This window comes from Pseudoalteromonas sp. 3J6 (assembly GCF_903995135.1).
Classification (GTDB): Bacteria; Pseudomonadota; Gammaproteobacteria; order Enterobacterales; family Alteromonadaceae; genus Pseudoalteromonas.
The window spans coordinates 2,985,975-3,008,613 of sequence record NZ_LR877185.1 but is presented as its reverse complement, the minus strand read 5'-3'; the positions used below and the strand labels follow the sequence as shown (position 1 = coordinate 3,008,613).

Below are 22,639 nucleotides of genomic sequence, written 5' to 3'. Positions count from 1 at the left end.
TTACTTAAACCCGAAGGTTGTTTAATATCATGGTTTCCTCGATTATCCTGACGCTGATAGCGATTGCATTCTTGCTTATCGTTATTGAGGATGTGATTCACGTAAACAAAGCCAAAACGACATTATTTTTTGGTACACTTTGTTGGATTATCTCCTTTATTTTTCCTCTTAATGGGCAAAGCCCTGAAACGATTCAAACCCTCCTTGACCACAATATTTTAGAAATTGCTTCCTTATGGCTGTTTTTAATGGCCGCAATGACCTTTGTTGCCTATTTAAACTCTAAGGGACTTATTGAAAATGTTGTGAACCGGATAATGCCAACCAGTATTAGTGAACGAAAGCTAATGTTTTTGGTAGGGTGTTTTGCATTTGTATTTTCGTCTATCTCCGACAATGTAACAGCTACACTGATCTCCTTGGCTGTTATAATGTCATTAAAGCTTGAAGCCAAAAAACTAGTTAAGTACGCCACCTTAATTGTATTTGCAGTGAACTCCGGTGGTGTTTCACTTATCACAGGTGATGTAACCACGTTAATGATTTTCCTTGATGGTAAAGTGACTATTAGTCACTTATTATTGTTAATTGTGCCTGCATTATTAAGCGTATTATTACTGGCTACCTTGTTATCAATTGGTATGAACAAGCAGTTAGAGTTTAAAAAGACTAAATTTAAACGCATTGAAAAAACCGACATTACTATCGCTGTTATTTTCTTCACTACCGTTATTTCTACCCTTACTTTAAGTGTTTTATATAGTGTGCCGCCGTTACTTACCTTTTTACTCGGCCTGTCTATTATGTTTTTAGTCGCACAATTTTTAATGCGCAAAAAAGATATCAATAAAGATATGATCGACTTTATACGTGACATAGAGTACGACACCTTACTGTTTTTCGTAGGTGTGTTATTACTTGTTGGCGCATTAAAAGAAGTGGGCGTGCTAAGCCAATTTACAAACCTGTATACAGTGATGGCGCCAGAGTACGCTAACTACTTAATGGGTATTTTATCGGCCGGTGTTGATAACGTGCCACTAACGGCTGCGTTACTAAAAGCCGACATTGTAATGAGTCAACAGCATTGGTTGTCGTTTACGTATGCAACCGGTGTGGGTGGTTCAATGCTGATCATTGGTTCGGCGGCTGGTATTATTGCTATGAGTAAGGTTAAAGAACTTACTTTTGCAAGTTACCTTCGTTTGTCGTTGTATTTGTTAGTGTGTTACACCTTTGGTTATGCTGGCTCTTACTTTATGGGTAGTTTTATTTGATTTTATAATAAAACGACTTGACAGCTAGACGTCTAAACGATAACTTTCAAAGCCGCACTCTTAGTGCGGTTTTGTTTTATTAGCCACAGGTTAATAATACATTCAGAAGAGGTGCGATACTTAGGTACTTAATGTGAGGCAACGACAGCCTGCGACCATTAAGGAGGGAAGTACTCGCCGAGGAAAATAATGGGTCGTTACCATTGTTTTTCGGTTTATGGGGCTGAATCCTCAAAACTGTCACCAATTTAGGTGGAGAGCTTCTGGCAGTAGATTTTTCTTATCTTTATTTCCTGCCAAGTTCTTCTTGTTTTATTGCGGTTTGGATGCCGCGAAAGGAGACGAAATGACTACCCAATCAGTGCCACAAAGTTCACAGTGCACAAAATCAGATTACATTGTTGCCAAATTTGGTGGCACCAGCGTTGCTAACTTTGAGGCGATGAGCCGTTGTAGCGAAATCATTGTAAACGATAACAGCGTTCGAATTGTTGCAGTGAGCGCCAGCGCCGGTGTAACTAATCACTTGGTGGCACTTTGTAAAGCCGATATTGATGCCGCTGAACGTCAGCAGCATGTTGACGGTGTACTTGCTATTCAGCAGGCAATTTTAACTGATCTGAACCTAGATGATGATTTAGCGCTTGGTTTTAATAACACCCTCGATGAATTTCAAACACTAGCACATCAAATACTGACAACAGAGCAACAACACGATGAGCTACTTAGCTTTGGCGAGCGTTTATCGTCGTATTTATTTACTCAAGTATTGCGCTTAAAGGGCTTAAACTCGCAGCGTTTTGATGTTCGCCAGGTGCTTAAAACCGATAGCCAATTTGGTAAAGCTACGCCTAATGTAGTCGCCACAGCGCTTGCAGCTAAAGAGCATTTAATTCCTTTATTAGAGAGCACGGTTATTGTTACTCAGGGCTTTATTGGCAGCGATGAAAACAATGTAACCACCACACTAGGTCGCGGTGGCTCTGATTACAGTGCCGCCTTGTTAGCTGAAGCAATTAACGCTAAAAGTGTGCATATTTGGACCGACGTAGTGGGGATTTTTAGCACCGATCCGCGTTTGTGTGTAAAAGCCACACCTATTGCGCGTTTAAGCTTTGATGAAGCGGCAGAAATGGCCACTTTTGGCGCTAAAGTGCTACATCCGGCTACAATTTTACCAGCCAGTCGTAGCCATATAAATGTGTTTGTTGGCTCAAGCACAGAGCCAGAGCGTGGTGGCACCTGGATTGAACGTGAAAAATCGCAGCTACCTGGTATTCGTGCGGTCACGCAACGTAAAAACCAAATATTATTAACCCTTAAAAGCCCAGAAATGCTGTTAGCGAGTGGTTTTTTAGCGCGTATTTTTACTATTTTAAGTGAATGTAATATTTCGGTAGACTTGGTTACTACCTCTGAAATTAGTGTAGCTATTACCCTTGATAATGCGCCTAATGCATCACGCCCAGAGCTAGATCAAGAGTGCTTAGATAAACTTGCTGAGTTTTGCCATGTATCGGTTGAGAACAATTTAACCCTAGTAGCACTTATTGGGTCTGAAATTGTATTGCGTCAGCACGAAATGAATTTAATGCAGGTGTTGAGCGAATTTAACATTCGTCTTATTTGCCATGGTGCGAGTAAACACAACCTGTGCTTTTTAGTCGAGCAAAGTGAGTCTGATGCTGTGGTTCAAGCTATTCATAGCCGACTACTTGAAGGCGAGCTTGCTGCTTAACGCTGCAAATGAGATAAATGAGCACTGCCAGTCGGTGCTTTTTTTTGCCACAACGCTAATATCAAACTGCTCGTTTACATCATTTGTTAATGCGGTACTAGTTGCACTTAATTGCGAGTTGCCAAGCTCACAAAATACATTGGGGCTTAATAGCTGGGCAATAGGGCGGCTGGTTGCTTTTGCTAACGCCTCTTTTAAAGTCCAAAGTCTAAAAAATGTCGCCGCTTTAGAAGCTGTGCATGGTTGCTTAGTTATAAGAGCCACTTCTGCAGCATCATAAAAGTGCTTTGCGAGTTTTTCAAATGGCCGTTTTAAACTGATTTTTTCTATATCAAAACCAAATAGCGAATGATCAATATTTAGCGCCACGCCTACCAAACCATGAGAGTGTGACACACAGCAACTATACACCTGGTTGTTATTTATATTTAGCTCAAGCTTACTGGTTTGTTGATTAAATTCAGAGCTGATTTTATCAAGCGTTATATTACTGCTGCTAGGTAATACACTTTTGACTAAATATTTTAGTAACAGCCGCGTTGCTACATATTCTTGCTTTGCTTGGGGCGTTTTACGACGCGCGATGACACTTAATTCAAATGGGCTTAAAAACTGTGTAAGTGTTAGCTCATCAACCTGCAATTGGCTGGCATCAAATAATAAAATGGTGTGGTTATTATTCTCAGCAAGCGGGGTTTGTAATAACTGATTGTCGAAGTAAGCTGAACTCATTATTGCTCGTTAAAAGTGAATACCGATTACATAGTTATCGTTATAAGCTGGATAGTTTGTGAGCGGTTGTTTGCTGTTATGCGCGCTAAGTACATTTTTATTACTCAGTCGCCCTTAAATATGGTTTAATTCACATTCGATAAAATAATAACAGATTTGTAGGTGTATGACACAAGTGCGTGATGGTTTTCAAAGTCGACTTGGTTTTGTATTGGCAGCAGCCGGTGCTGCGGTAGGTTTAGGCAATATATGGGGTTTTCCTACACAGGCTGCTAATCATGGTGGCGGCGCATTTTTATTGGTGTACTTTATTGTTATTTTTTTGCTAGCGCTTCCCGCGTTATACACCGAGCTGTATTTAGGCTACAAAGCCCAAGCTAATCCGGTTAAAGCCTTAGGCCAAGCATGGCAAGACCATGCGCCTAAAGTAGGCGCTGCTGCAGGTTATATAGGCTTAGCTGGCGCAATTGTCATGTTAAGCTTTTATTCAATAGTGGCAGGTTGGATGCTTTCTTACGCCATAGAGCCTATAACCACCTTTTTAGGTGTGCAGAGCTTGAGTGAGTTTTTACATAGCGACTCTATGCTACGTAATTTTATATTTACGCCGCTGATGCTTATTTTAACCGCTAGCATTATTTTAAAAGGTGTTAAATCAGGAATTGAAACCTGGTCGCGCCGTTTAATGCCATTATTACTTGTTTTACTCGTTGGCCTAATTGCTTACATTGCTACCTTAGAGGGTGCCAGCGAAGGGTTTGCGGCCTATTTAGTGCCTGACTTTAGTAAAATACTCGACCCCGATTTAATTATTGCCGCAATGGGGCAAGCGTTTTTCTCATTATCACTGGGTGTGGGCTGTATGATGATTTATGGCTCTTATTTAAAGCCCGGTGCTAACTTACCAAAATTGACTGCAAGTGTTGCGTTACTTGACACCAGCGTGGCATTTTTAGCTGGACTATTAATTATACCGGCTATATATGTGGCGCAGTTCAATGGCGTTGAAGTATTTAGCAACGGCAAGCTAATTGGTGAAGGGCAGCTTATTTTTGCCATATTACCTGAGTTATTTGGCACCATGGGTGAAATTGGTTTATTGGTTGGCTTACTATTTTTTGTATTGATGTCGATTGCTTCAGTTACATCAACCATTTCATCGACTGAAATTCCGGTGGCTTTTTTAGTAGAAAACCACCGTGTTGATAGAACCAAAGCTACATGGGCCGTTAGCGCCATTGTATTTGTTTGTGCCAGTACTATTATTGTTAATTTTGATTGGCTATTTGGTTTGGTTATTATGGTATTTACCCAATACCAACTCCCGTTGATGGGACTGTTTTATTTTATTACAGTGGGCTGGTTATGGCAGCGTGGTAATAAGCTTCATCAAGCAAGTTCTGGTGCACATTATTGGTTTGCTCAGTACATTCGTTTTGTCTGCCCAGTGCTAATGACCTTAGTATTTGCAAACGTTGCGTTTGGCTAGAATACAACAACAACTCATGTGTTATTGATAACAAAAAAAGCGAACACTATATTTTGTTCGCTTTTTTGCTTTTTGTTTAGCCGCGCTATAGCACTTCGTTTGTTAAGCTATTTCCTTGAGTAACCTCAAATGCATTTTGTAAGGTGATATTGGCAATTTCTGTAAGCGCTTCTTGAGTAAAAAAGCCTTGATGGCCGGTGATCAATACATTTTTAAAGCTTACCAAGCGAGAGAAAATATCGTCTTGGTTTATATCGTCGCTGTGGTTTTTAAAAAACAGCTCTGATTCTTGCTCGTACACATCAAGCCCTAAATAACCTAGTTTTTGTGATTTAAGTGCCTTAATACACGCTTTACTATTAACCAATGCACCGCGCGAGGTGTTTATTAGCATAACTCCTGTTTTCATCGCTGCAAATGCGTCATCGTCAATTAAATGATGGGTGTGCTCGTTTAACGGGCAATGCAAAGAAATGATATCGCTTTGTGTAAGCAAGGTGTTTAAATCAGTAATTGTGTAATTACCAGCTTGTGCATTAGGATCGCACACTAAAATGTGAGCGTCGAAACCGGTTAATATATTACACAATGCTTGGCCAATTTTACCGCAGCCAATAATACCCACCGTTTTATTATGTAAGTTAAAGCCAAGTAAGCCGTTTAAGTCAAAATTGTCTTCACGTACGCGGTTATAAGCTTTATGGGTTTTACGGCTAAGCGTAAGCATAAGTGCAATACAATGCTCTGCGACTGCCTCAGGGCTGTAAGCCGGAACGCGCAGAACACGCATACCATGCTGTTTAGCAGCGGCTAAATCTACATTATTAAAACCCGCACAGCGCAGTAAAATGGTGTTAACCCCAAATATAGCCAGTTGCTCAATAACCGCTTTATCTACCGAATCGTTTACAAATACGCATACCGCATCAAATTCTTTAGCTAAAACCGCAGTGTGCGCCGATAAACTTTGCTCAAAATAGGTAATAGCGATGTTAGAAAAGCCAGTTAAGCTTTGTTCAAAAAAAGGCCGCTCGTATTTTTGAGCACTAAAAAAAGCAATTTTCATTTATTACTATCCTACTAACTTAGTGGGCTAAGTGAAAACCAAGCCTAGTTACACCTACCATAAACCATTTTTATTATAGATGCCTAACCAAAACGAGTGTTTGCTGTTTTTATAATCGGCGTTGACCCTAAACTGCTTGTTATTACGCTGTGTAATGACTCTGGTTTAGTGCGCGGCGCATAGCGCGCAATTAGTTGTCCTTGAGCATTAATTAAAAACTTAGTGAAGTTCCACTTTATGGCACGGTTTTGTGCAATTCCACGCGTATGTGATTTTAAATAACTAAACAAGGGGTGTGTATCTGGGCCATTCACCATAACCTTATCAAAGACTTCAAAATTAATTGCAAAGTGTTTTTGATAGTAGTCTTTTATTGCCATGCCCTCTAATGGTTCGTTTTTATCAAACTGATTGCATGGAAAGGCTAAAATAGTAAACCCATCGCTTTTGTATTGTTGGTATAGCTTTTCAAGCGCACATAATTGCGCCGAAAAATGACATTTGCTTGCTGTATTTACAATAAGAACCGTTTTTCCTTTTAACTGGCTCAAAGGAAAATCACTGTTATTACAAAGTGGTGCGTTAAATTGATAAATGCTATCCATAGATTACCTACCTAATTTCCTTATGCGGGAAATTTTAAAAGACTTTCATTCGCTTTTTTAGCGGCCGATTGACATAATCGAGCTTATGTTTCTAAGTTATCAGTTAAATAGGTCATTTTTATGTCAGTTAAAATTGCATTTATAGGTTTAGGCGTAATGGGTTACCCAATGGCAGGGCATTTAGCAAAAGCAGGGCACAGCGTATGTGTTTATAACCGCACAGCAGCTAAAGCACAAAAATGGGTCGAAGATTTTAACGGCAGCTTTGCACCTACTCCGCGTGAGGCAGCAAGCGGTGCCGATATGGTATTTATGTGTGTTGGTAATGACGACGATTTACGTTCAGTAGTATACGGCAATGACGGTGTGCTAGCAGGCATGCACGAAAACACAATTTTAATTGACCACACAACTACCTCAGCAGAAGTGGCACGTGAAGTTGCGGCAAAAGCGGCTTTACAGCATATCGACTTTATTGATGCGCCGGTATCGGGCGGTCAAGCTGGCGCTGAAAATGGGGTGTTAACCGTGATGGCGGGTGGCAACGAAGCAGTATTTGCTAAAGCACAACCTATCATGGCGGCATTTAGCCGTTTTAGTCAGCTTTTAGGCGAAGCGGGCTCAGGGCAATTATGTAAAATGGTTAACCAAATTTGTATTGCAGGTGTAGTGCAAGGGTTAGCTGAGGGCTTACATTTTGCCAAACAAGCGGGGCTTGATGGCGAAAAAGTAATAGAAACCATTTCTAAAGGCGCTGCTGGTTCGTGGCAAATGGAAAACCGTTACAAAACAATGTGGGCAGGTGAGTACGAATTTGGTTTTGCTGTAGATTGGATGCGCAAAGATTTAGGCATTGCCCTTGATGAAGCTAAAAATAACGGTGCAACACTGCCAATGACCGCCACGGTTGATCAATATTACGCTGATGTACAAGCTCTGGGCGGCGGTCGATACGATACTTCAAGCTTATTAGCACGCATAGAAGCACTGCATAAAAAGTAATATAATTGGTAAAAGTAAATTATTCACAAAGAGGATAAGATACGCTGCGCTTTTAGAGGAAGTGATAAACATAAAAAAGAATGTTGGTTTCATGTTTTCTCATTTACCTCTTTTGTTGAGATAGCTTTTTGGTTTTTACCTAATAACAAAAAACGCGACACTTTTTTGCTAAAGGGTCGCGTTTTTTATGCGTTATATAAACTACAGTAAATTACATGCTTTGCGCGTAGTTATATAAGGCTTTTAAAATTGTTAGATTTTTTTCGCTGTCATCATGTTCATGCGCTAAGTTTTCAAGGGTGATCATAAAATCTTGTGCGCTGATTGATGGCTGATCTTCGCCATGCATTAACTTGCTTTGGCAATATTGACGCCATTGATCAAGCTCTTGCTGGTTTAGCGTTTGTGGCCAGTTACGGGCGCGGTATCTAAACAGCAAAGTATTAAATTTAGGATCTTCAAATTCAAGCTTTAAGCTTGCTAAGTCTTCAGGCTTTGCATCACGAATAATCGCAAATTTAGCTTTATCAGCATGGCTAGTAAAGCCATCATATAATAAGTAATCTACGTTCGTGGTCGCGCTGTAATCGCCTTGCTCATTAAATACCTCAGTGACTTTATCACGTAGCTCGGTATTGGCTTTTAAAATGGCTAAATTAGCCAAGCATTGTTCACGATCAATACCCAAGCGAGCAGCGTTTTCAGGCAGTAGTGTTTTAGCTGGCGCTAAAATAGGGCACTTGTTTAAATGCACCAATTTCAAACCTACGGGTAAATCACCTTCCGCTAAATCTATACGTTTGGTGTATAAGCGTTTACGTAATTCTTCCACATTTAAATCAAGTAATACCTGTGGGTTTTGGGTTAAATCAAAACAAATAACCGCGTTTTTATTTACCGGGTGAAAACTCATAGGTGCTACCCAAGTGGTACAACCTTGTGTTGCTGGAATACGAGACGAGGTGTGCACTAATGGGGTCATATTAAACACATCAACCATTTCAGCGAGTGCTTTTTTACCGCGAAGACTAAAAAAGAATTGGTACAGTTTAGGCTGCTTCTCTTTAATTAGCTTTGCCAAGGCAATGGTGGCCGTTACATCACTTAGTGCGTCGTGCGCAGCGGCATGTTCAATACCATTAGCAACAGTTAAATGCTCAAGCTTAAAGCTAGGGCTGCCATCTTCTTTTAATGGCCACTCAATGCCCTCTGGGCGCAGTGCATAGCAGGCACGCACTAAATCTATAATATCCCAACGACTGTTATTGTTTTTATATTCACGTTCGTACGGGTCGTAAAAGTTACGATAAAAGCTATATCGGCTTACTTCATCATCAAAGCGAATACTGTTATAACCAGCCACACAGGTATTGGGTACGCTAAATTCTGCATGAATTTTAGCAATAAATTCAGCCTCAACTAAGCCTTTTTGCATCGCCACTTGTGGGGTAATACCGGTAATTAAACATGCTTCAGGATGCGGTAAATAATCAGCCTGTGGCTTACAGTACTCAATAAGCGGCTCGCCAATAATATTTAAATCAAGATCGGTGCGTACACCGGCAAACTGACTCGGCTTATCTTTTTGTGGGCTCGCCCCCCAAGTTTCGTAGTCGTGCCAATAGATTGTTGCTTGGTTTTCGTAGTATGTTGATTCGCTCATTCTTTCTTTAAGCCCTATATATTCGTGGGTTTTATTTGCTTTTGTTATTTATTGTCTATTTTAGAAAGCACTTTAATATTTGCATGGTGTGTATAAATTCGCGTATAAATTTTTTGCTAACTGTGTATAAAAAATTAAATGGCAATCAGTTAAACGAAAAAAAGAAAGTTGCTAGGCAAAAATCAAACACCGTGTGTATTATCGCATAGAGACAATGTAAGTGTAAGTGTATCTGCCAAGAGGACTATCACTTGGCAATACGGTTGTCGTGTAGGTGGTAAACAGGTAATTATTACGCTTGGGCGTTATCCTGGGCTAAGCATTAAAGAAGCGCAAGACTACATACCTCATTTTCAAAACTGGATAAGCCAAGACAAAGACCCACGCCTAGAGCTTAAGCTTATGCGTAACAATGCCAAAGGCTTACCTACAATGGCAGATATTGCAGCAAAGTGGCTAGATAAAAAGTACCCGACCTAAAAGAAAAAACTCAAACACTATACACAAACCAAGTTAGCAAATGGATTGCACCAATCCTTAATGATAAAAATATGCCCCTTGATTTAATGACAATTAAAGATTGGATCACTTACTTTGATGATGTAAAAAAATTAGGCAGTGCTAAAACAGCCGGTACAATATTAGTACGCATAAAATCAATAATAGGCTGGGCTGAAAAACGTGGTGAAGTAAAACCATTTAACCCTGTGCTAACTTTAAATATAAATGATGTTGTCGAACAAGCATCGGTAGGCCAGCGAGTAATGCGTTTTGGTGAAATTGCAAAATTATGGATACAAATAGAAAGCTCAAAAGCCACCCCAGCAACTAAAGCATGCTTACAGTTAATTTATATAACAGGTGCAAGGCAATCAGAGGTTCGTTTAGCTTAGCGGGAATATTTTAATTTTGAAAATAATATGTGGACGGTACCGCCCGAAAACTCTAAAACAATCCGCCGGCCAATATCAATCAAGATGAAAAGCATTTTAGACACTCTTTTTATGGTGTATGGCCGCAGCGGCTATTTAATTCCTGATAGTAATCCACACAAAGCTATGACCACCCACAGCATTAATCGGTATTGCTGTCGAATGTGGGATCATCTATTTGAAAAATACAAATTGCCCAAGTTTTTACCGCACGATGCCCGCCGCTCTTTATCTACATTGCTTAGTGAAAACGGCATAGCGCCACACGTAACCGAAAAAATGCTAGGCCATACAATGCGTGGAGTAATGGCCGTATACAACAAACATGATTGGATAAAGGAGCAAGCAGAAGGGTATGAGTTGTATTGCCAGTTAATAGATAAAGCAATAGAAAATGAGCTTGTTAAAAATTAGTATAAACGCAAAGAGCGATAACCGGCCATTGAGGTTGGCTAAACACAAGAGTTAGTTGATTGGTTAAACTACTCTTTGCGGCTATATTCATGAAAATGAGCGACGCGCGCATATTGTTCCATTTAACTTTACTTAAAAATTTTAGAAAACTTAGTGATAGTAATACCTTAGGTTATTTGTTAAAACTATATAAAATAGATAAGTGAGTGTGGCGTCAGCATAAATAAGCGCGATGAGCGCACTATTAAATTGTTATGTGTTCTACGTGGCTTACCTTTATGATAAGTAAGCGATATTTTATCGGGTACTTTAATAAATCGTAATAATAAAATAGGAATGAATGTGGATATAAATGAAGAAACTAAAAAGCTTAACGAGCTAAGTAATAAATATGAAAGTGCTAAATCTTCATATTTTTCAGATTCAGAAAGGGATATGAACAGAAGGGATGGAAGCGCTCGGCAAGATGCACTACATGATCGTCACATGCAAGAAAGTAGAGATGAATACTATAGCGCAAAAACAGCCTTTGAAACTCAAGTTAAACTTGTTGCTAAATTACTTTCAGAAAAAAACACATAACAAGAGCTTTAAACGGAATATGCTCCTCACCCGTTTTAGTGGACACCTCCTCATTACTTTGAGGAGGCTAAAATGCCTAGATATACCCAACCTAGAAAGACATGGTTTTACCCAGTTAATTTTAAAATCAAAGCAGTCGAACTAAGCTTACGAGACGATGTCATGTCAAAGGACGTTGCTGAGGCGCTAGATATTCATCCGTTAATGCTTAGTCGTTGGCGAAAAGAGTATCGAGAAGGTAAGTTTAAAAACGTACCGCGCTATCAAAGCAACAATGAAACAATGAGTAAATTCCCAACAAAAAAAGAGCTGGATAACATTCAAAAGCTTAAGAAAGAAAATGAGCGTCTTAAGCAGGAGAATGACCTGCTAAAAAAGTGGCAACGGTATCTGGCGGAAGTACATCAGAACGATTTGGATTCATCCAAAAATTCGGACAAGCCTTAGGTGTAAAATACTTGTGTTCTTGGCTTAATGTTTCGCGTAGTGGGTTTTATGCTTGGCGTGACAGAACAGTGTCAGCTAGAGCGCTGTCAGATGCTAATTTGTTGTTGAAGATAAAGCAGGTTTTCAATGTAAATCATCAAACCTATGGTAGCCCACGCGTATTTCATGCGCTAAAAAAAGAAGGTATAAACACAAGCCAAAAACGTGTTGCCCGCTTAATGCGAGAAAACGGTTTAAGAGCCAGAGCCCTTAAGACTTACAGCAAACCGGCGAAGGTGAAGTTCTTTTATAAAGAGATAGAAAACAAACGCAAAGATAGTGAAAAGGCCACGGGGATCAATCAGCAATGGTCTGGCGATATTACGTATTTAAAAGTCGGCGCTCGTTGGCATTACCTTGCTGTGGTTATCGACTTATATTCACGTCGAGTAATCGGCTGGGCGTTTGGTAAAAACAAAACAACAGACCTTACGTTAAAGGCGCTAAGGCTTGCGATAAAGAAACGACAGCCAACAGAGAGTGTATTATTTCACACTGACCGAGGCGCAGAATACCGTGCTCACGTTGTACAAAAGTATTTGGCTAGCAAAAACATCAAAGCCAGTATGAATAGGCCTGGGTGCTGTACTGACAACGCAGAAGTCGAGTCGTTCTTTCATTCGCTTAAAGCAGATTTAATTCGAGGAAATAAATTTGAGAGCAGCGGTAAACTATTATCAAAATTAAAGGTTTACCTAAATTATTTTTACAATAGACAGAGATTGCATTCGAGTTTAGGATATAAATCACCTGCCGAGTTTGAATTGGCAGTTAATTGAAGCGTGGACGGTGTCCACTTTATCGGGTGAAGATCAATAAAAACAGTTGGCTATGTTTCGCTTCTCTCCACAATTATAGCCAACTATTTTTATCCGCTTAAGCAGGCGTTGAGGCTGTAGAATTACTCAAAAATTGAAAGTAACGGATAATTTTTGTGTTTACACAGCCCGTAAAATTCACTTTCTAGTTGATTATTTCCTCAGATTTTACGTAGCAACGCAATTTGAGGCTAAATTTTAATAAATTCTGAGGCTGTTTTTTCTAAAATAGAAATTCTACAGTTTCGTTATGTTCCTTAATGGATGTATGAGAATGGAAGCTTTATATACCTACCCAAGTTATTTGGATGACTTTGTTGAAAGGCTAATAGAGAGAGGTTGGCTTGTTCACAATTTTGATAATGTTGCTGATTCGGAAATCTATAACTTCTCCAACTATCTATACAATAAACAAGAAAATGGCGTTACGTATACCATTTATCTAGACTTAAATATCTACCAGTTTATTCTTAACGCTTTTAAGAAAAGCAACCCCAAGCAAGAGTTTCGTGATGCGATAGCGCTTGTTGTTTTCTGCCAGTTTACTGAAATTGAGTTAGACCCAACTTATGCAGTATATGAAAAAGTAAACTACAGAAAAGATGATGAGATTCTGGATGAAGTTGTTTCTGACTTAGAGTTATTTCACCGTATAAATAACATCAACAACTCCTCAATGGTTGAATTTGCTTCGGGGGATATTAATACGATTATCCCAGCAGAGTCTTATGCTATAAACCCTAACGTTATAAAGCAAAATCTTACCAAATATCGTAGGCTTTGTGAGTGGGACTCGCTATATCTTATCGTTGTATATGTAATTTACGTTGCTCAGCTGCCTAGCCTTAGCAAGTTAGATAAGCTAACTAAAGTGGTCGAGTGGATGATTGCTGAGTTTAGGCTATCCCTTGTAGGAATCACGTTTGCTGCTATATATTTTAGTGGCAACCCCATGAAGCGGATGATGAAATATAAGGTTTTAGACGATCCATTAACTAAACAGCGAAGTGCGTTTAACATGACATGGGACCTTTATAATTTGAATCGCTACTTTAGAATGTGGACTGAGCGTGTTCCCGAGCAAGAGGGTATGTTCGCAAGTGGAGATAAGGTGTTCAACGCAGTACTTAGGAAATCTATCAAAGTACAGCAGACTAGTTGCTTGGATTGCTTTCAGGGCTTCCTGCCTGAAGATATTGTTCGCTATTTAGAGAAAATAACATCTAAACCAAATGAGCACTTTGACCGAGTTTATGATTCGCCGGATTGGGCTCCTGCATACAGAGAGGAGTTGATTCGTAAATATGAAGCGTTAACAGGTATTGAGCACAGCGGAACATAACAAACCAATTAAGTACGCTCCAGTTGGTCGCCGGACTCGCTCTGCTCACCGCTTATTGGTAGCGTTGAGGCTGTAGAATTATTCTTTTTAAGAAAAATAGCCCGTTTTATGGGGTCCAAATGCATTACCTAATGCTCTGAAAAAGCTTAGAATCAATTGCAGGATCTCGTTTTTTAATTGATTTTGGCTGCTAGAGTTATTCTACTGCCTTGTTAGGTATATTAATGAAGCTTGAAATTATCACTGAAACTTTAACAAACCTGGATATTGCTGAACGTCAATTAGATCGTTCAATACAATTGTTTTTAGATGAAAAAGATTTTATTTCCTCTCTGACGTTAGCGGGTGCTGCTGAAGAAATATTAGGTAAAATTCTCAACAAAAAAGATGAGTCAAATTCTCTTTCTGAGTTAATCGAAATTTGCTTGCAGCTTAATGGTATTTCAAATGATAGCTCTACCTTAGAAGTTAAAAAAGCAAAAAAAGGTATAGCGAATATGCTTAATTTTTATAAAAATAAAGCTAAACACTATAATGATACTGAAAGTCTCACTTTTAGCGTTGATTTTTTTGCTGCTGAGATCATTGAAAGAGCTATGGATAATTATTGGAAACATACTAAAAAAGACACATATCAGATGAAAAGGTTTAAAAACAAAATTCTTTCGACGTAACATACCAAACAAGCGACTAGTGTCGTCACTATCTGTTATGACAATTTGCTGACATTCAATATACCCTTCATTTTTATGTACTAAGCTCTACATAATATAAACATATTAATTAGAGCTTGCTCCTATGAAAATAATTTTTTCTATAATATTTATAGCGTTAACAATTTATTCTTATATTTATGATTTTCAGCAAAAAATACTTTATATAGGTGTCGATTCATTTAATTTTTTAGCAGGCTACAATTATATAGTAGTTTCTAACTGTTTTTGCTCTATCTATTATGAGCACATCGCCATCAAATATCCCAAAGCCTTCCATACTTCTACCGCTAGCGCGGCCTACAAATGTTGAATCACTTAAAAAATTAACATCGATTGTTTTGTTTAACTTTTTTATTTCAGGACCAATTAATACATTTTGAATAAGCATGTTTTTTATCAAAGCTTCAACTAAGTTGATTATAGTCTTAACTGTATATAAAAACAGTAGCTATACTTAACTGCAATAAAGATAAGTGCCAAAATGTATCTTTTAATGTCAGAGTAAATTCTATGAACAATAGTCAAAGAGCCAGAAAAGCAATCCGAAAAATTTTTGATCAAAGTTATATTGATAATAATCCAATAACTCCAGAAGAAGTGAAACATCAATGGGAGTTTTTAGGAGTAATTGGTATACCACCGTTCAAACTTGCTCAAATTATTAATAAAAATGAAGTTAGTCGAGGGCTTTTACAGGAAATTTTTGATGCATTAAATATTTGTGATTTTGCTTAAAACATTAAAGCCCGCAAAGTGCGGGCTCTAATTTTAATCTCTTAGGAAGTGCTTCCTTTCAAAATACTCATGCATTTTTCTATTTTTACCGAACGCAGACTTTACGAGCTTGCTGTTCTCATCAAATTTTATAAACCTTTCAATGTTATCAATTGTAAAATCAATTTTAGGATTATTAGCCCTAAACCGATTTTGTTCTTCAAGGTAGCAAATATCTAAGTGTTCTAAAACTTCAAATTCAATAACTAATTTTCTCAATTTACCATTATCCATAATAGGGCATAAACAATTGAGTATAAGTAAAGAAAGCTCTTGGTTTGTGAATTGCGACCTTAAAATATTGCTGTAGTTCTTTTTGTATTGGTAACTAAACTGAGTGTTGTCAATCAGTTTTAGTATTTGGTACAGATGAATAAAGTAAGTTGATATTAAATGTCCATTTTTAGGATAAATATGTGAAAAAGTCGATAAACTTTGTGCTATTTGTGCATTTTTATTTTTCAGACTATCTACTGGTGGGTTATCGATAATTTGAATTAATAACTTTATAGCCGTAACCCCTTCAAAATATTCTGTTTTATTCAGAGTTAAACCGAGCTCAAATTTATCACATATTGTTTGATTAATTTCAGATGTCGAAAGCTTAATTCTGTTAAGGTTTTTAATATGTAATTCCAGCATATTAAAAAACGTAGTTTCAAAGCTTTGCACCGCCAATAAACTGGCTTGTTCTTCTAGTGCTTTTGATGAGTTAGCGAGTTCGTTACGAGTCAGTTCTAACTCTATATTACTCACTTGAAGTGCTTTTTCGTTTTGTTCTATTGCTTTGGTGCCTTGATCTATGGCCTTTTCACTTTGCTCTAGTGCCTTTTTATTTTGCATTAACGTATAAGCAATTAAAATTAAGCTGAGTAGGGCGAACGTGGGGTTAAGTACACCACCAAAAAAGTCACCAACTGCACCCCAGTCACTAATTTTAGTTGCAAAGCCCAACTTAAAGTAAAAGATAAAAATACCTAAAGCAGATATCGCCGCTAAAGCAGCAATACCCACTACTATGAAAATGTTTATCGTAAATCTCTTTTGGGAGTTATTTTTTTCTGTATTATTTGAGTTAGTTAACTCTTTAGAGTTTTTAGGCTCCTTTTTCTCACCCCGATTCATATTTAATCCTTTAATTTTTCTGTGTTGTTTAAAGCGACTTACCTGTAAATATTACTTTTCCAACCAACGTACAATTACCATTAATCGGTATTAATTGCTCTGGCCAGTTGGGGTTTGCGGCTTTTAGGAATTTGTGGCCGTTTTCAATAATTAGCTGTTTAAACGTGGCTTGGTTGTCGTCGTCTAGGCGGGCTACAACATACGAACTGTGAATGCATGCGGCTTCAGGGTCTACAAAAATTAAATCTCCCTCATCAAACTTTGGCTCCATGCTAATGCATTGAACTTTTGATACAAACGTAAGATCACTGCAATTAACAGGGCACATAAAACGCTCTGCATCATAGGCTTTAATTTATCAAATAATGCCTTGGTAGAAAAAAGCTGTAAGCACACCGCCAAGTTACTAAATTTATGAATTATTTAGATTATGGCATAGGGTCACAGAGGTTTATAGGTTTGAATAGGGAATCTATTAGTCAAAACATGATTTAAGGCTGATTATTTATTTTAAAGAGTATGTGATAGAGAAGTTATTTATAAACATAGTGCTTAATGTTATAACTTAAGCCAACACTCCATTTCTTTCAACAATATGAAACTAATAATAAAAACGATTTTATTTTGGGTATTAATCACCTCAACCGCTGTGTTTGCTGAGCTTGCTAAAGTTAAAGTAAATGGCTTTGATATTGAATATGAAATGGCGGGTAGTGGCAAACACACTATTTTACTCGAGGCGGGTGGCTCTGCAGGGCTGAGTGATTGGGATCCCATTTATAACTCGCTTACTAAGTATGCAAAAGTAATTCGCTATTCTCGAATTGGCAATGGCGGCTCAGCGCAAATAAAGAAAAACTATAGCTCAGAGCAGTATGCTACTGAGGCTTTATTATTACTCAAAGCGCTAAAAATTGATGAACCAGTAGTTTATGTGGCGCATTCTTATGGTGCTTATATCGCAAGGGTATTTGCAGCAAGTTACCCCGATAACATTAAAGCGTTAATGTTAATTGAACCCGCCTCAGAGCATGATGTTGATATTATGCGTAAGATTGATTTACCGTGCGCTGAAAAAGAAATTGCCGCTATAAAACGTGATGATATGAAAAACGGCATGTCGAATCAGTATTTAGACTTTTGGTCGAAGCGGCCTTTGCCCGATTACCCACAAATAGCAGATATTCCCGTGACGGTTATTGCCTCAGTTAAAAAATATGAAAATCCATCGGTGTTATTTTTTACTGAAAAAGGGCGTGAAATGTGGGGAGAACTGCATTCAAACTGGGCTAATGCTTTTCCTCAAGGTGAGATAGTGCTAACGCGTAAAAGTTACCACTATCCACAAAATGATGAGCCAGAAATGGTAGTTAAACAAGTTTTGAAGCTATTATCACGCACTCAATAGTGAGATCGGATTATGTTTTTTAATTACGACTAACTATGAGTTCTTTCTGTAATAGGTGGTATTTTTTATTTATTGTGATGTTTATTACGCCTGCATTGAAAGAGTAAATTAAAACCAAATAAAAAGCACTGCAGGTTCACTACAGTGCTTTGTTTAGGGGAATGATATTATTTATTTTGCAGTTGCAACAAGCTTAACCCAATCGTAATTAGTGACACCTAACAGTCCGATTTGTAATGTCTGGCCTGAACTCACCTCTAAGATACAACTTTCATTGTTGTCTTTGTTGTTCGATAAGCAATCATATTGTGTTTTTGTTACCGCTGCATCCGCTCGAACATAGAGGTTAGTATTTCCCTCGCCACCCAATGTTTTTATGTTTACAGTGGTTGCGCCTGCAGGTACTACATAACTATAGCGCTGCCAAAAATCTGGAAATCCATAAGCACGAGATGTTAATACGCGAGTATCATTATCTGTAGGTGGTGCGCTATTTTCATAATTAGCCAGGATTGTTACGTTTTGATAGCTGTTATACGCTTTAAGCATAATGTAAAAACGACCTTCTCCTTGACTTATATTACAGCTTTCAGTGTTACCATTTCTAAATGGGCGGCAGTCGTAATTATTTGTGCTCGGCACTGTACTCTTTTTAACATAGAGGTCTGCATCACCTGAACCACCCGTTATGTCGATTGAGATGTTAGTGCTATTTGCAGGTACATCAATATAGTAAATAGTCTCTTGATTTAATGCTGCACTTTGGCCTGTTAATGCTTGCCCTTTAGTTAATTCAACTTCTGTTGGTGAGCCATTTGAAACACTAATCGTTTGGGTTAGCGTGTTTGTATTATTGTTACTATCTTGCACAGTAACAGAGACGTCGTAATCACCCTCAGATACAAAATTATGCACTACAGTTGCACCTGTATCGGTTTGATTATCGCCAAAGTTCCAACTATAGCTATTGATAGTACCTGCTGAGCTGGAGCTTGTTGCATCAAAATTACATTGTAATTGCTCACAGTTGTATTCAAAACGTGCGGTAGGTGGCAGTGGTGTAGTACCGTCGTTATCGCCAACAGGCACTGTGTTATTAAAGTAAGTTGCCACTTGCGGCCAAATCTTACTTATTTTGGCGCCTTTATTGTAGCATCCGCCTAAATGATGAAGTGCAATAACACGGTTACTTGATGCTGCAACAACAGGAGAACCGGAAGAGCCGCCTATAGTGTCACAATAGTATCCAATATCAGTATTACTTCCACGCCCATTCGTTGAGGGGGCATTAACTTGGCACAAACCATTGGTGTCTTGATCAGATTCAATCGACAGCTCCTTAGGATTACCTGAACCATGTTGCGGAATATAAATACGTTCACTTTGCTGTGCGTTTCGCACATCAAGCCCTAAGTAACCAAACTGTTCAATATTGGCAAAGTCATTAACACTAAATAGGGTGTAATCTAGCGTGTAGTCAGTTTTAAAAAACTCTTTACCCGTTACTTTTACAATGGTTTCTCTGGTTGTCCCATTACAACTTTTATTTTGGTAGTTAAACCACACTTCTGTAGAAGCAAGCTCAGATGCAGTTTCAATACAGTGGTTATTGGTAAATAATTTATTATCGCTGCCAACGCGCCAACCGGTACATAAGCTGCGGCCACCAATTACTAAGCGTGCTACCGGGCGGCTGCGGTCAAACTCTGTTGGGTTGGAATTAGCCCAACACTGCACATCTTTGCGCTCATTAATACCGCAGGTAGACAAAGGGGCAGGTTTATTTTGTTCATTGATATTTATATTGGCACTTTCAGTGCCGTAAAAATAGCTATCAATAACACCAAACTGGTGTTGCTGCTTACTGTTTTTTGGATCAGGATAATATTCAATGATAACGCTGTCATTTGAAACCGACATAGAAGAAAATGAATGCACACCATCATCTCCGTTTAAGCTATCGATTGTTGCAGCGTCCATATTATTACTACTATATTCATATCGCTCTGAGTTGTCTTCGCTTCTAACGACTAACTTTGCGTCACCATTTAGATTTACTTGGCTAAAATGTAGCTTTATGTAATCAGCATTAGGGTGCGATACAGTTTGAGTAATTACAGGACCTTGTGTTGTTTCGATTGTAAATTGCCTAGAAAGATTTACATGGGTATTAGCGTGTTTGGCAATTGTGGTTTTTTTTGCTTCTTGAGTGTGTTGTAAAATAGTGAGTTCATCGATTGCAGCAAAACTGTATTGTGCATAGATAGCTGTAGCGAGCAATGCTGCGTATTTACATTTTTTCATCTTTATATCCTTTTTCACTAATAAGTGGTTTGATGTAACGTAAATGATCAACTGCATGCCCATATGATTTAATTTTGAGCAAATAATCAGTACCTAATTTACATACTAAGGGTAGGCCGCATTTTGATCTTCGCCAGAAAAAATTTAAATATTTTTAACTTTACTCGGAAACTATTGCATTTTTCACTTTGAAATCAGCTTATTTTAAAAAGGATAAATGGCTTAATATTCAATATGAAAGTTTGAACAGAAGATGTTTACCGTTGACTCTAAGCGGCTGTCACCCACACTCATTAAAAGTAACATTGTAGATATTAAGGCTTCTGATATTAAACTTTTCTATTTTAATTTTTACAAAAATATACAAGAGCCAAGTATTAATTCTGTTATTTGAGGCGTTATTCTGTAAAATTATCGGCTTAACATTTGTGATTTAACCGTTACATTTGTTGTTAGGGTTAATTATTCAATTAATATAAGCAGACGTTATGATTTTTTATATTATTGGGTTAAGTACGCTTGTTATTATTTTGTGTGTGGCGCTTTATGTGATTTACAGCAATGTACGTAAGAGCCGAGTAAGAAAGTCAAAAGAATATAATGTGTTATTTGATAAAGACACCATCATTGATGATCTTATTGCTCAACTTAGCGAGAAAAACCAAACCCAAGAAAAACAGGAAAAAACAATTAAAGGCAAGCAAGAGATCCTTGCAACATTTATAGATTTGCATCGATCGGGTAGCTTTTGTGCGCACTTAAGCGAACAAGAAATTACTTATTTTGTTAAAAAGAAATTAAACATGGAGAGTACTAAAAATGGATAGCGAGCAACAAGCCGTCGCAGAGGCAAAAAATACATCATTTATGGCACGTTTTGGCCGTCGTAATGTAATTTTATTAACGTCAGTTGTTGTGGTGTTAGCAGTGATTGCAACATTAACATCGCAGGTTATTTCATGGAATGAAGCCGATGAACGGCTTGTTCACCAATCAGCTTTTACTGGTAATTTAACAGTAATAAACCAAGCTGGTCCTTACTTAAAAGCATTTGGCACCACATCAGCCTATAAAAAAGTTATCTCGATTAACTTTACCGGCGATAGTAGTGCAACAGCCAGTGCCATTGTACCACTCATTCCTATTCGATTCTTAGATACCACGACAGGTGGCGCCAGAGGAGTATCACGTTTTAGATTACCAGGTAATGTACCTGCAAGTGAGTCGGGTGCTTTACGTGGATTATTAAAAATTCATGAAGAATTTGGTTCCCAAGAAACTCTCATCTCTAACCTTTTAATGCGTGCCACTACAGAAAATGTAAAAGCGTCTGCACGTATGATGTCGGTTGAGCAACATTATTCAGGTGGTAATGGTCAATTAAGCCAAGATTTTTCTGATCAACTGACTAATGGCATTTTTGTTACTGAGCAAATTATTAGTACTGGCGAGCGTGACAAGTCTGACGATTTAAGCAATTTAAGTAAGCAACAACGCGTTACGATTAATATAAAGAAAGATGCTGAAGGAAAGCCGCTGCGTAATGCACCTATTTTAGGCTCTTACGGTATAACGGTGGTTGATGCGAGTATTATTGATATTGATTACGAAAATAAGGTAAATGCGCGCTTAGAGGCGCAAAAGCAAGCTGCAGCGGATGAAGCCCTTGCAAGACAAAACCTTAAAAAGGCAGAGCAACAAGCACGTACTGAAGTGGCATTAGGCGAACAAGCGATTGCAAAGCAAAGAGCTGAGTCTGAAAAGCTAAAAATTAAAGAGCAAATTGATGCAGAGCGAATAAAAGCCAATGCAATTATTTCTGCACAACAGCGTGTTGCAGTAAAGGCTGAGCTTGCAAAAGAGCAAGAAGAAATCTTAAAACAGCAACGCTTAGAGGCATTAGGCATGGATGTATTAGCTGAAGCACGTTTACGCGCAAAGTCAGCAGCACTTGATCCTAAATATGTTTTTGATGAAACACTTAAAGCGGAAGTTAAAATTCAAACTGCTTTATTTAATAGCCTAGGTAACAGCCGCTTAGTGCCTGAAATTGTTATAGGTGCGGGTCAAGGCGAACAAAACAACGGCTCTGAATTTATGCGTTTGTTGGCTGCAGATGCGGCATTAAGTCTTAAAAAGCGTTTAGAAAAAGAGAAAAAATAAACA

22 protein-coding genes, 1 pseudogene and 1 riboswitch are annotated in these 22,639 nt (G+C 38.2%); of the genes and pseudogenes, 15 read left to right on the top strand and 8 right to left on the bottom strand.

The window, feature by feature from the left end; all coding sequences use genetic code 11:
- The first annotated feature begins 29 nt into the window (after positions 1 to 29).
- Both nhaD and lysC read left to right on the top strand, forming a co-directional pair.
- Positions 30 to 1,277 carry a sodium:proton antiporter NhaD gene (gene nhaD / locus P3J6_RS13575; RefSeq protein WP_109874512.1) on the top strand — a complete coding sequence of 416 codons (1,248 nt, stop codon included), beginning with the start codon at positions 30 to 32 and terminating at the stop codon, positions 1,275 to 1,277.
- Positions 1,278 to 1,375: 98 nt separating this feature from the next.
- Positions 1,376 to 1,548, top strand: a riboswitch (Lysine riboswitch).
- Between the two features lie 75 nt (positions 1,549 to 1,623).
- Entirely contained in the window at positions 1,624 to 3,015 is a 1,392-nt protein-coding gene (lysC, locus tag P3J6_RS13570) for a lysine-sensitive aspartokinase 3 (RefSeq protein ID WP_198523305.1), read from the top strand.
- Here lysC and P3J6_RS13565 read toward each other — a convergent pair.
- Positions 2,989 to 3,747, bottom strand: coding sequence for a 4'-phosphopantetheinyl transferase family protein (locus P3J6_RS13565; protein WP_178956204.1), 759 nt, complete (start codon positions 3,745 to 3,747; stop codon positions 2,989 to 2,991). The genes lysC and P3J6_RS13565 overlap by 27 nt on opposite strands.
- A 166-nt stretch (positions 3,748 to 3,913) precedes the next feature.
- Between P3J6_RS13565 and P3J6_RS13560 the strand changes: the two genes are divergently transcribed.
- Positions 3,914 to 5,236, top strand: coding sequence for a sodium-dependent transporter (locus tag P3J6_RS13560; RefSeq protein ID WP_178956203.1), 1,323 nt, complete (start codon positions 3,914 to 3,916; stop codon positions 5,234 to 5,236).
- A gap of 85 nt (positions 5,237 to 5,321) precedes the next feature.
- On the opposite strand, the gene P3J6_RS13555 is transcribed toward P3J6_RS13560, so the two are convergent.
- Together P3J6_RS13555 and P3J6_RS13550 are read right to left on the bottom strand one after the other, a co-directional pair.
- Positions 5,322 to 6,302, bottom strand: a complete 981-nt coding sequence (locus tag P3J6_RS13555) for a 2-hydroxyacid dehydrogenase (protein ID WP_198523304.1) — start codon at positions 6,300 to 6,302, stop codon at positions 5,322 to 5,324.
- An 83-nt stretch (positions 6,303 to 6,385) separates the two neighbouring features.
- Positions 6,386 to 6,907, bottom strand: coding sequence for a glutathione peroxidase (locus P3J6_RS13550; protein WP_198523303.1), 522 nt, complete (start codon positions 6,905 to 6,907; stop codon positions 6,386 to 6,388).
- A 120-nt stretch (positions 6,908 to 7,027) separates the two neighbouring features.
- On the opposite strand from P3J6_RS13550, the gene P3J6_RS13545 reads away from it, so the two are divergent.
- Positions 7,028 to 7,909 carry an NAD(P)-dependent oxidoreductase gene (locus tag P3J6_RS13545; protein ID WP_010388669.1) on the top strand — a complete coding sequence of 294 codons (882 nt, stop codon included), beginning with the start codon at positions 7,028 to 7,030 and terminating at the stop codon, positions 7,907 to 7,909.
- 211 nt (positions 7,910 to 8,120) lie between these two features.
- On the opposite strand, the gene sbcB is transcribed toward P3J6_RS13545, so the two are convergent.
- Positions 8,121 to 9,572: an exodeoxyribonuclease I gene (gene sbcB / locus P3J6_RS13540; RefSeq protein ID WP_198523302.1), complete on the bottom strand. Its 1,452-nt coding sequence runs from the start codon at positions 9,570 to 9,572 to the stop codon at positions 8,121 to 8,123.
- A gap of 168 nt (positions 9,573 to 9,740) precedes the next feature.
- Between sbcB and P3J6_RS18865 the strand changes: the two genes are divergently transcribed.
- The 7 genes from P3J6_RS18865 (at position 9,741) to P3J6_RS13515 (ending at position 14,820) form a co-directional block, all read left to right on the top strand.
- Positions 9,741 to 10,052, top strand: a complete 312-nt coding sequence (locus P3J6_RS18865; RefSeq protein WP_232735509.1) for an Arm DNA-binding domain-containing protein — start codon at positions 9,741 to 9,743, stop codon at positions 10,050 to 10,052.
- A 71-nt stretch (positions 10,053 to 10,123) separates the two neighbouring features.
- Positions 10,124 to 10,465 carry a hypothetical protein gene (locus P3J6_RS18860; protein ID WP_232735508.1) on the top strand — a complete coding sequence of 114 codons (342 nt, stop codon included), beginning with the start codon at positions 10,124 to 10,126 and terminating at the stop codon, positions 10,463 to 10,465.
- A 27-nt stretch (positions 10,466 to 10,492) separates the two neighbouring features.
- The gene (locus P3J6_RS18855; RefSeq protein WP_232735507.1) at positions 10,493 to 10,918 is read left to right on the top strand and encodes a tyrosine-type recombinase/integrase; all 426 of its coding nucleotides are present in this window, start codon (positions 10,493 to 10,495) and stop codon (positions 10,916 to 10,918) included.
- Positions 10,919 to 11,260: 342 nt separating this feature from the next.
- Entirely contained in the window at positions 11,261 to 11,500 is a 240-nt protein-coding gene (locus P3J6_RS13530) for a hypothetical protein (protein ID WP_198523301.1), read from the top strand.
- A gap of 72 nt (positions 11,501 to 11,572) precedes the next feature.
- Positions 11,573 to 12,765 (top strand): IS3 family transposase gene (locus tag P3J6_RS13525; protein ID WP_198523300.1). Its coding sequence is split into 2 segments (ribosomal slippage): positions 11,573 to 11,878 and positions 11,881 to 12,765, totalling 1,191 coding nucleotides; the frame shifts between segments, so codons are not numbered across the junction.
- A 313-nt stretch (positions 12,766 to 13,078) separates the two neighbouring features.
- Positions 13,079 to 14,146, top strand: a complete 1,068-nt coding sequence (locus P3J6_RS13520; protein WP_198523299.1) for a hypothetical protein — start codon at positions 13,079 to 13,081, stop codon at positions 14,144 to 14,146.
- Positions 14,147 to 14,370: 224 nt separating this feature from the next.
- Entirely contained in the window at positions 14,371 to 14,820 is a 450-nt protein-coding gene (locus tag P3J6_RS13515; RefSeq protein WP_198523298.1) for a hypothetical protein, read from the top strand.
- Between the two features lie 235 nt (positions 14,821 to 15,055).
- On the opposite strand, the pseudogene P3J6_RS13510 reads toward P3J6_RS13515, so the two are convergent.
- Positions 15,056 to 15,250, bottom strand: a pseudogene (locus tag P3J6_RS13510) (LexA family protein); the annotation flags it as partial.
- A gap of 122 nt (positions 15,251 to 15,372) precedes the next feature.
- Here P3J6_RS13510 and P3J6_RS13505 point away from each other — a divergent pair.
- Entirely contained in the window at positions 15,373 to 15,597 is a 225-nt protein-coding gene (locus P3J6_RS13505; protein ID WP_198523297.1) for a hypothetical protein, read from the top strand.
- A gap of 33 nt (positions 15,598 to 15,630) precedes the next feature.
- Here P3J6_RS13505 and P3J6_RS13500 read toward each other — a convergent pair whose 3' ends face one another.
- Together P3J6_RS13500 and P3J6_RS13495 are read right to left on the bottom strand one after the other, a co-directional pair.
- Positions 15,631 to 16,761, bottom strand: coding sequence for a putative phage abortive infection protein (locus tag P3J6_RS13500; protein ID WP_198523296.1), 1,131 nt, complete (start codon positions 16,759 to 16,761; stop codon positions 15,631 to 15,633).
- Between the two features lie 28 nt (positions 16,762 to 16,789).
- Complete coding sequence (locus P3J6_RS13495; RefSeq protein WP_269812672.1) at positions 16,790 to 17,089, bottom strand: S24 family peptidase; 300 nt, start codon at positions 17,087 to 17,089, stop codon at positions 16,790 to 16,792.
- Between the two features lie 267 nt (positions 17,090 to 17,356).
- On the opposite strand from P3J6_RS13495, the gene P3J6_RS13490 reads away from it, so the two are divergent.
- A complete protein-coding gene (locus tag P3J6_RS13490) occupies positions 17,357 to 18,169 on the top strand; it encodes an alpha/beta fold hydrolase (protein WP_198523294.1) in 813 nt (270 codons plus the stop codon).
- Between the two features lie 171 nt (positions 18,170 to 18,340).
- Here P3J6_RS13490 and P3J6_RS13485 read toward each other — a convergent pair whose 3' ends face one another.
- A complete protein-coding gene (locus tag P3J6_RS13485; RefSeq protein ID WP_198523293.1) occupies positions 18,341 to 20,473 on the bottom strand; it encodes a pre-peptidase C-terminal domain-containing protein in 2,133 nt (710 codons plus the stop codon).
- Positions 20,474 to 20,961: 488 nt separating this feature from the next.
- Between P3J6_RS13485 and P3J6_RS13480 the strand changes: the two genes are divergently transcribed.
- Positions 20,962 to 21,300, top strand: a complete 339-nt coding sequence (locus P3J6_RS13480; protein WP_198523292.1) for a methanolan biosynthesis protein EpsI — start codon at positions 20,962 to 20,964, stop codon at positions 21,298 to 21,300.
- Positions 21,293 to 22,636 (top strand): SPFH domain-containing protein, encoded by a 1,344-nt coding sequence (locus P3J6_RS13475; protein WP_138607424.1) that lies wholly within the window; start codon positions 21,293 to 21,295, stop codon positions 22,634 to 22,636. The genes P3J6_RS13480 and P3J6_RS13475 overlap by 8 nt, the downstream gene beginning before the upstream one ends.
- Positions 22,637 to 22,639 lie beyond the last annotated feature (3 nt).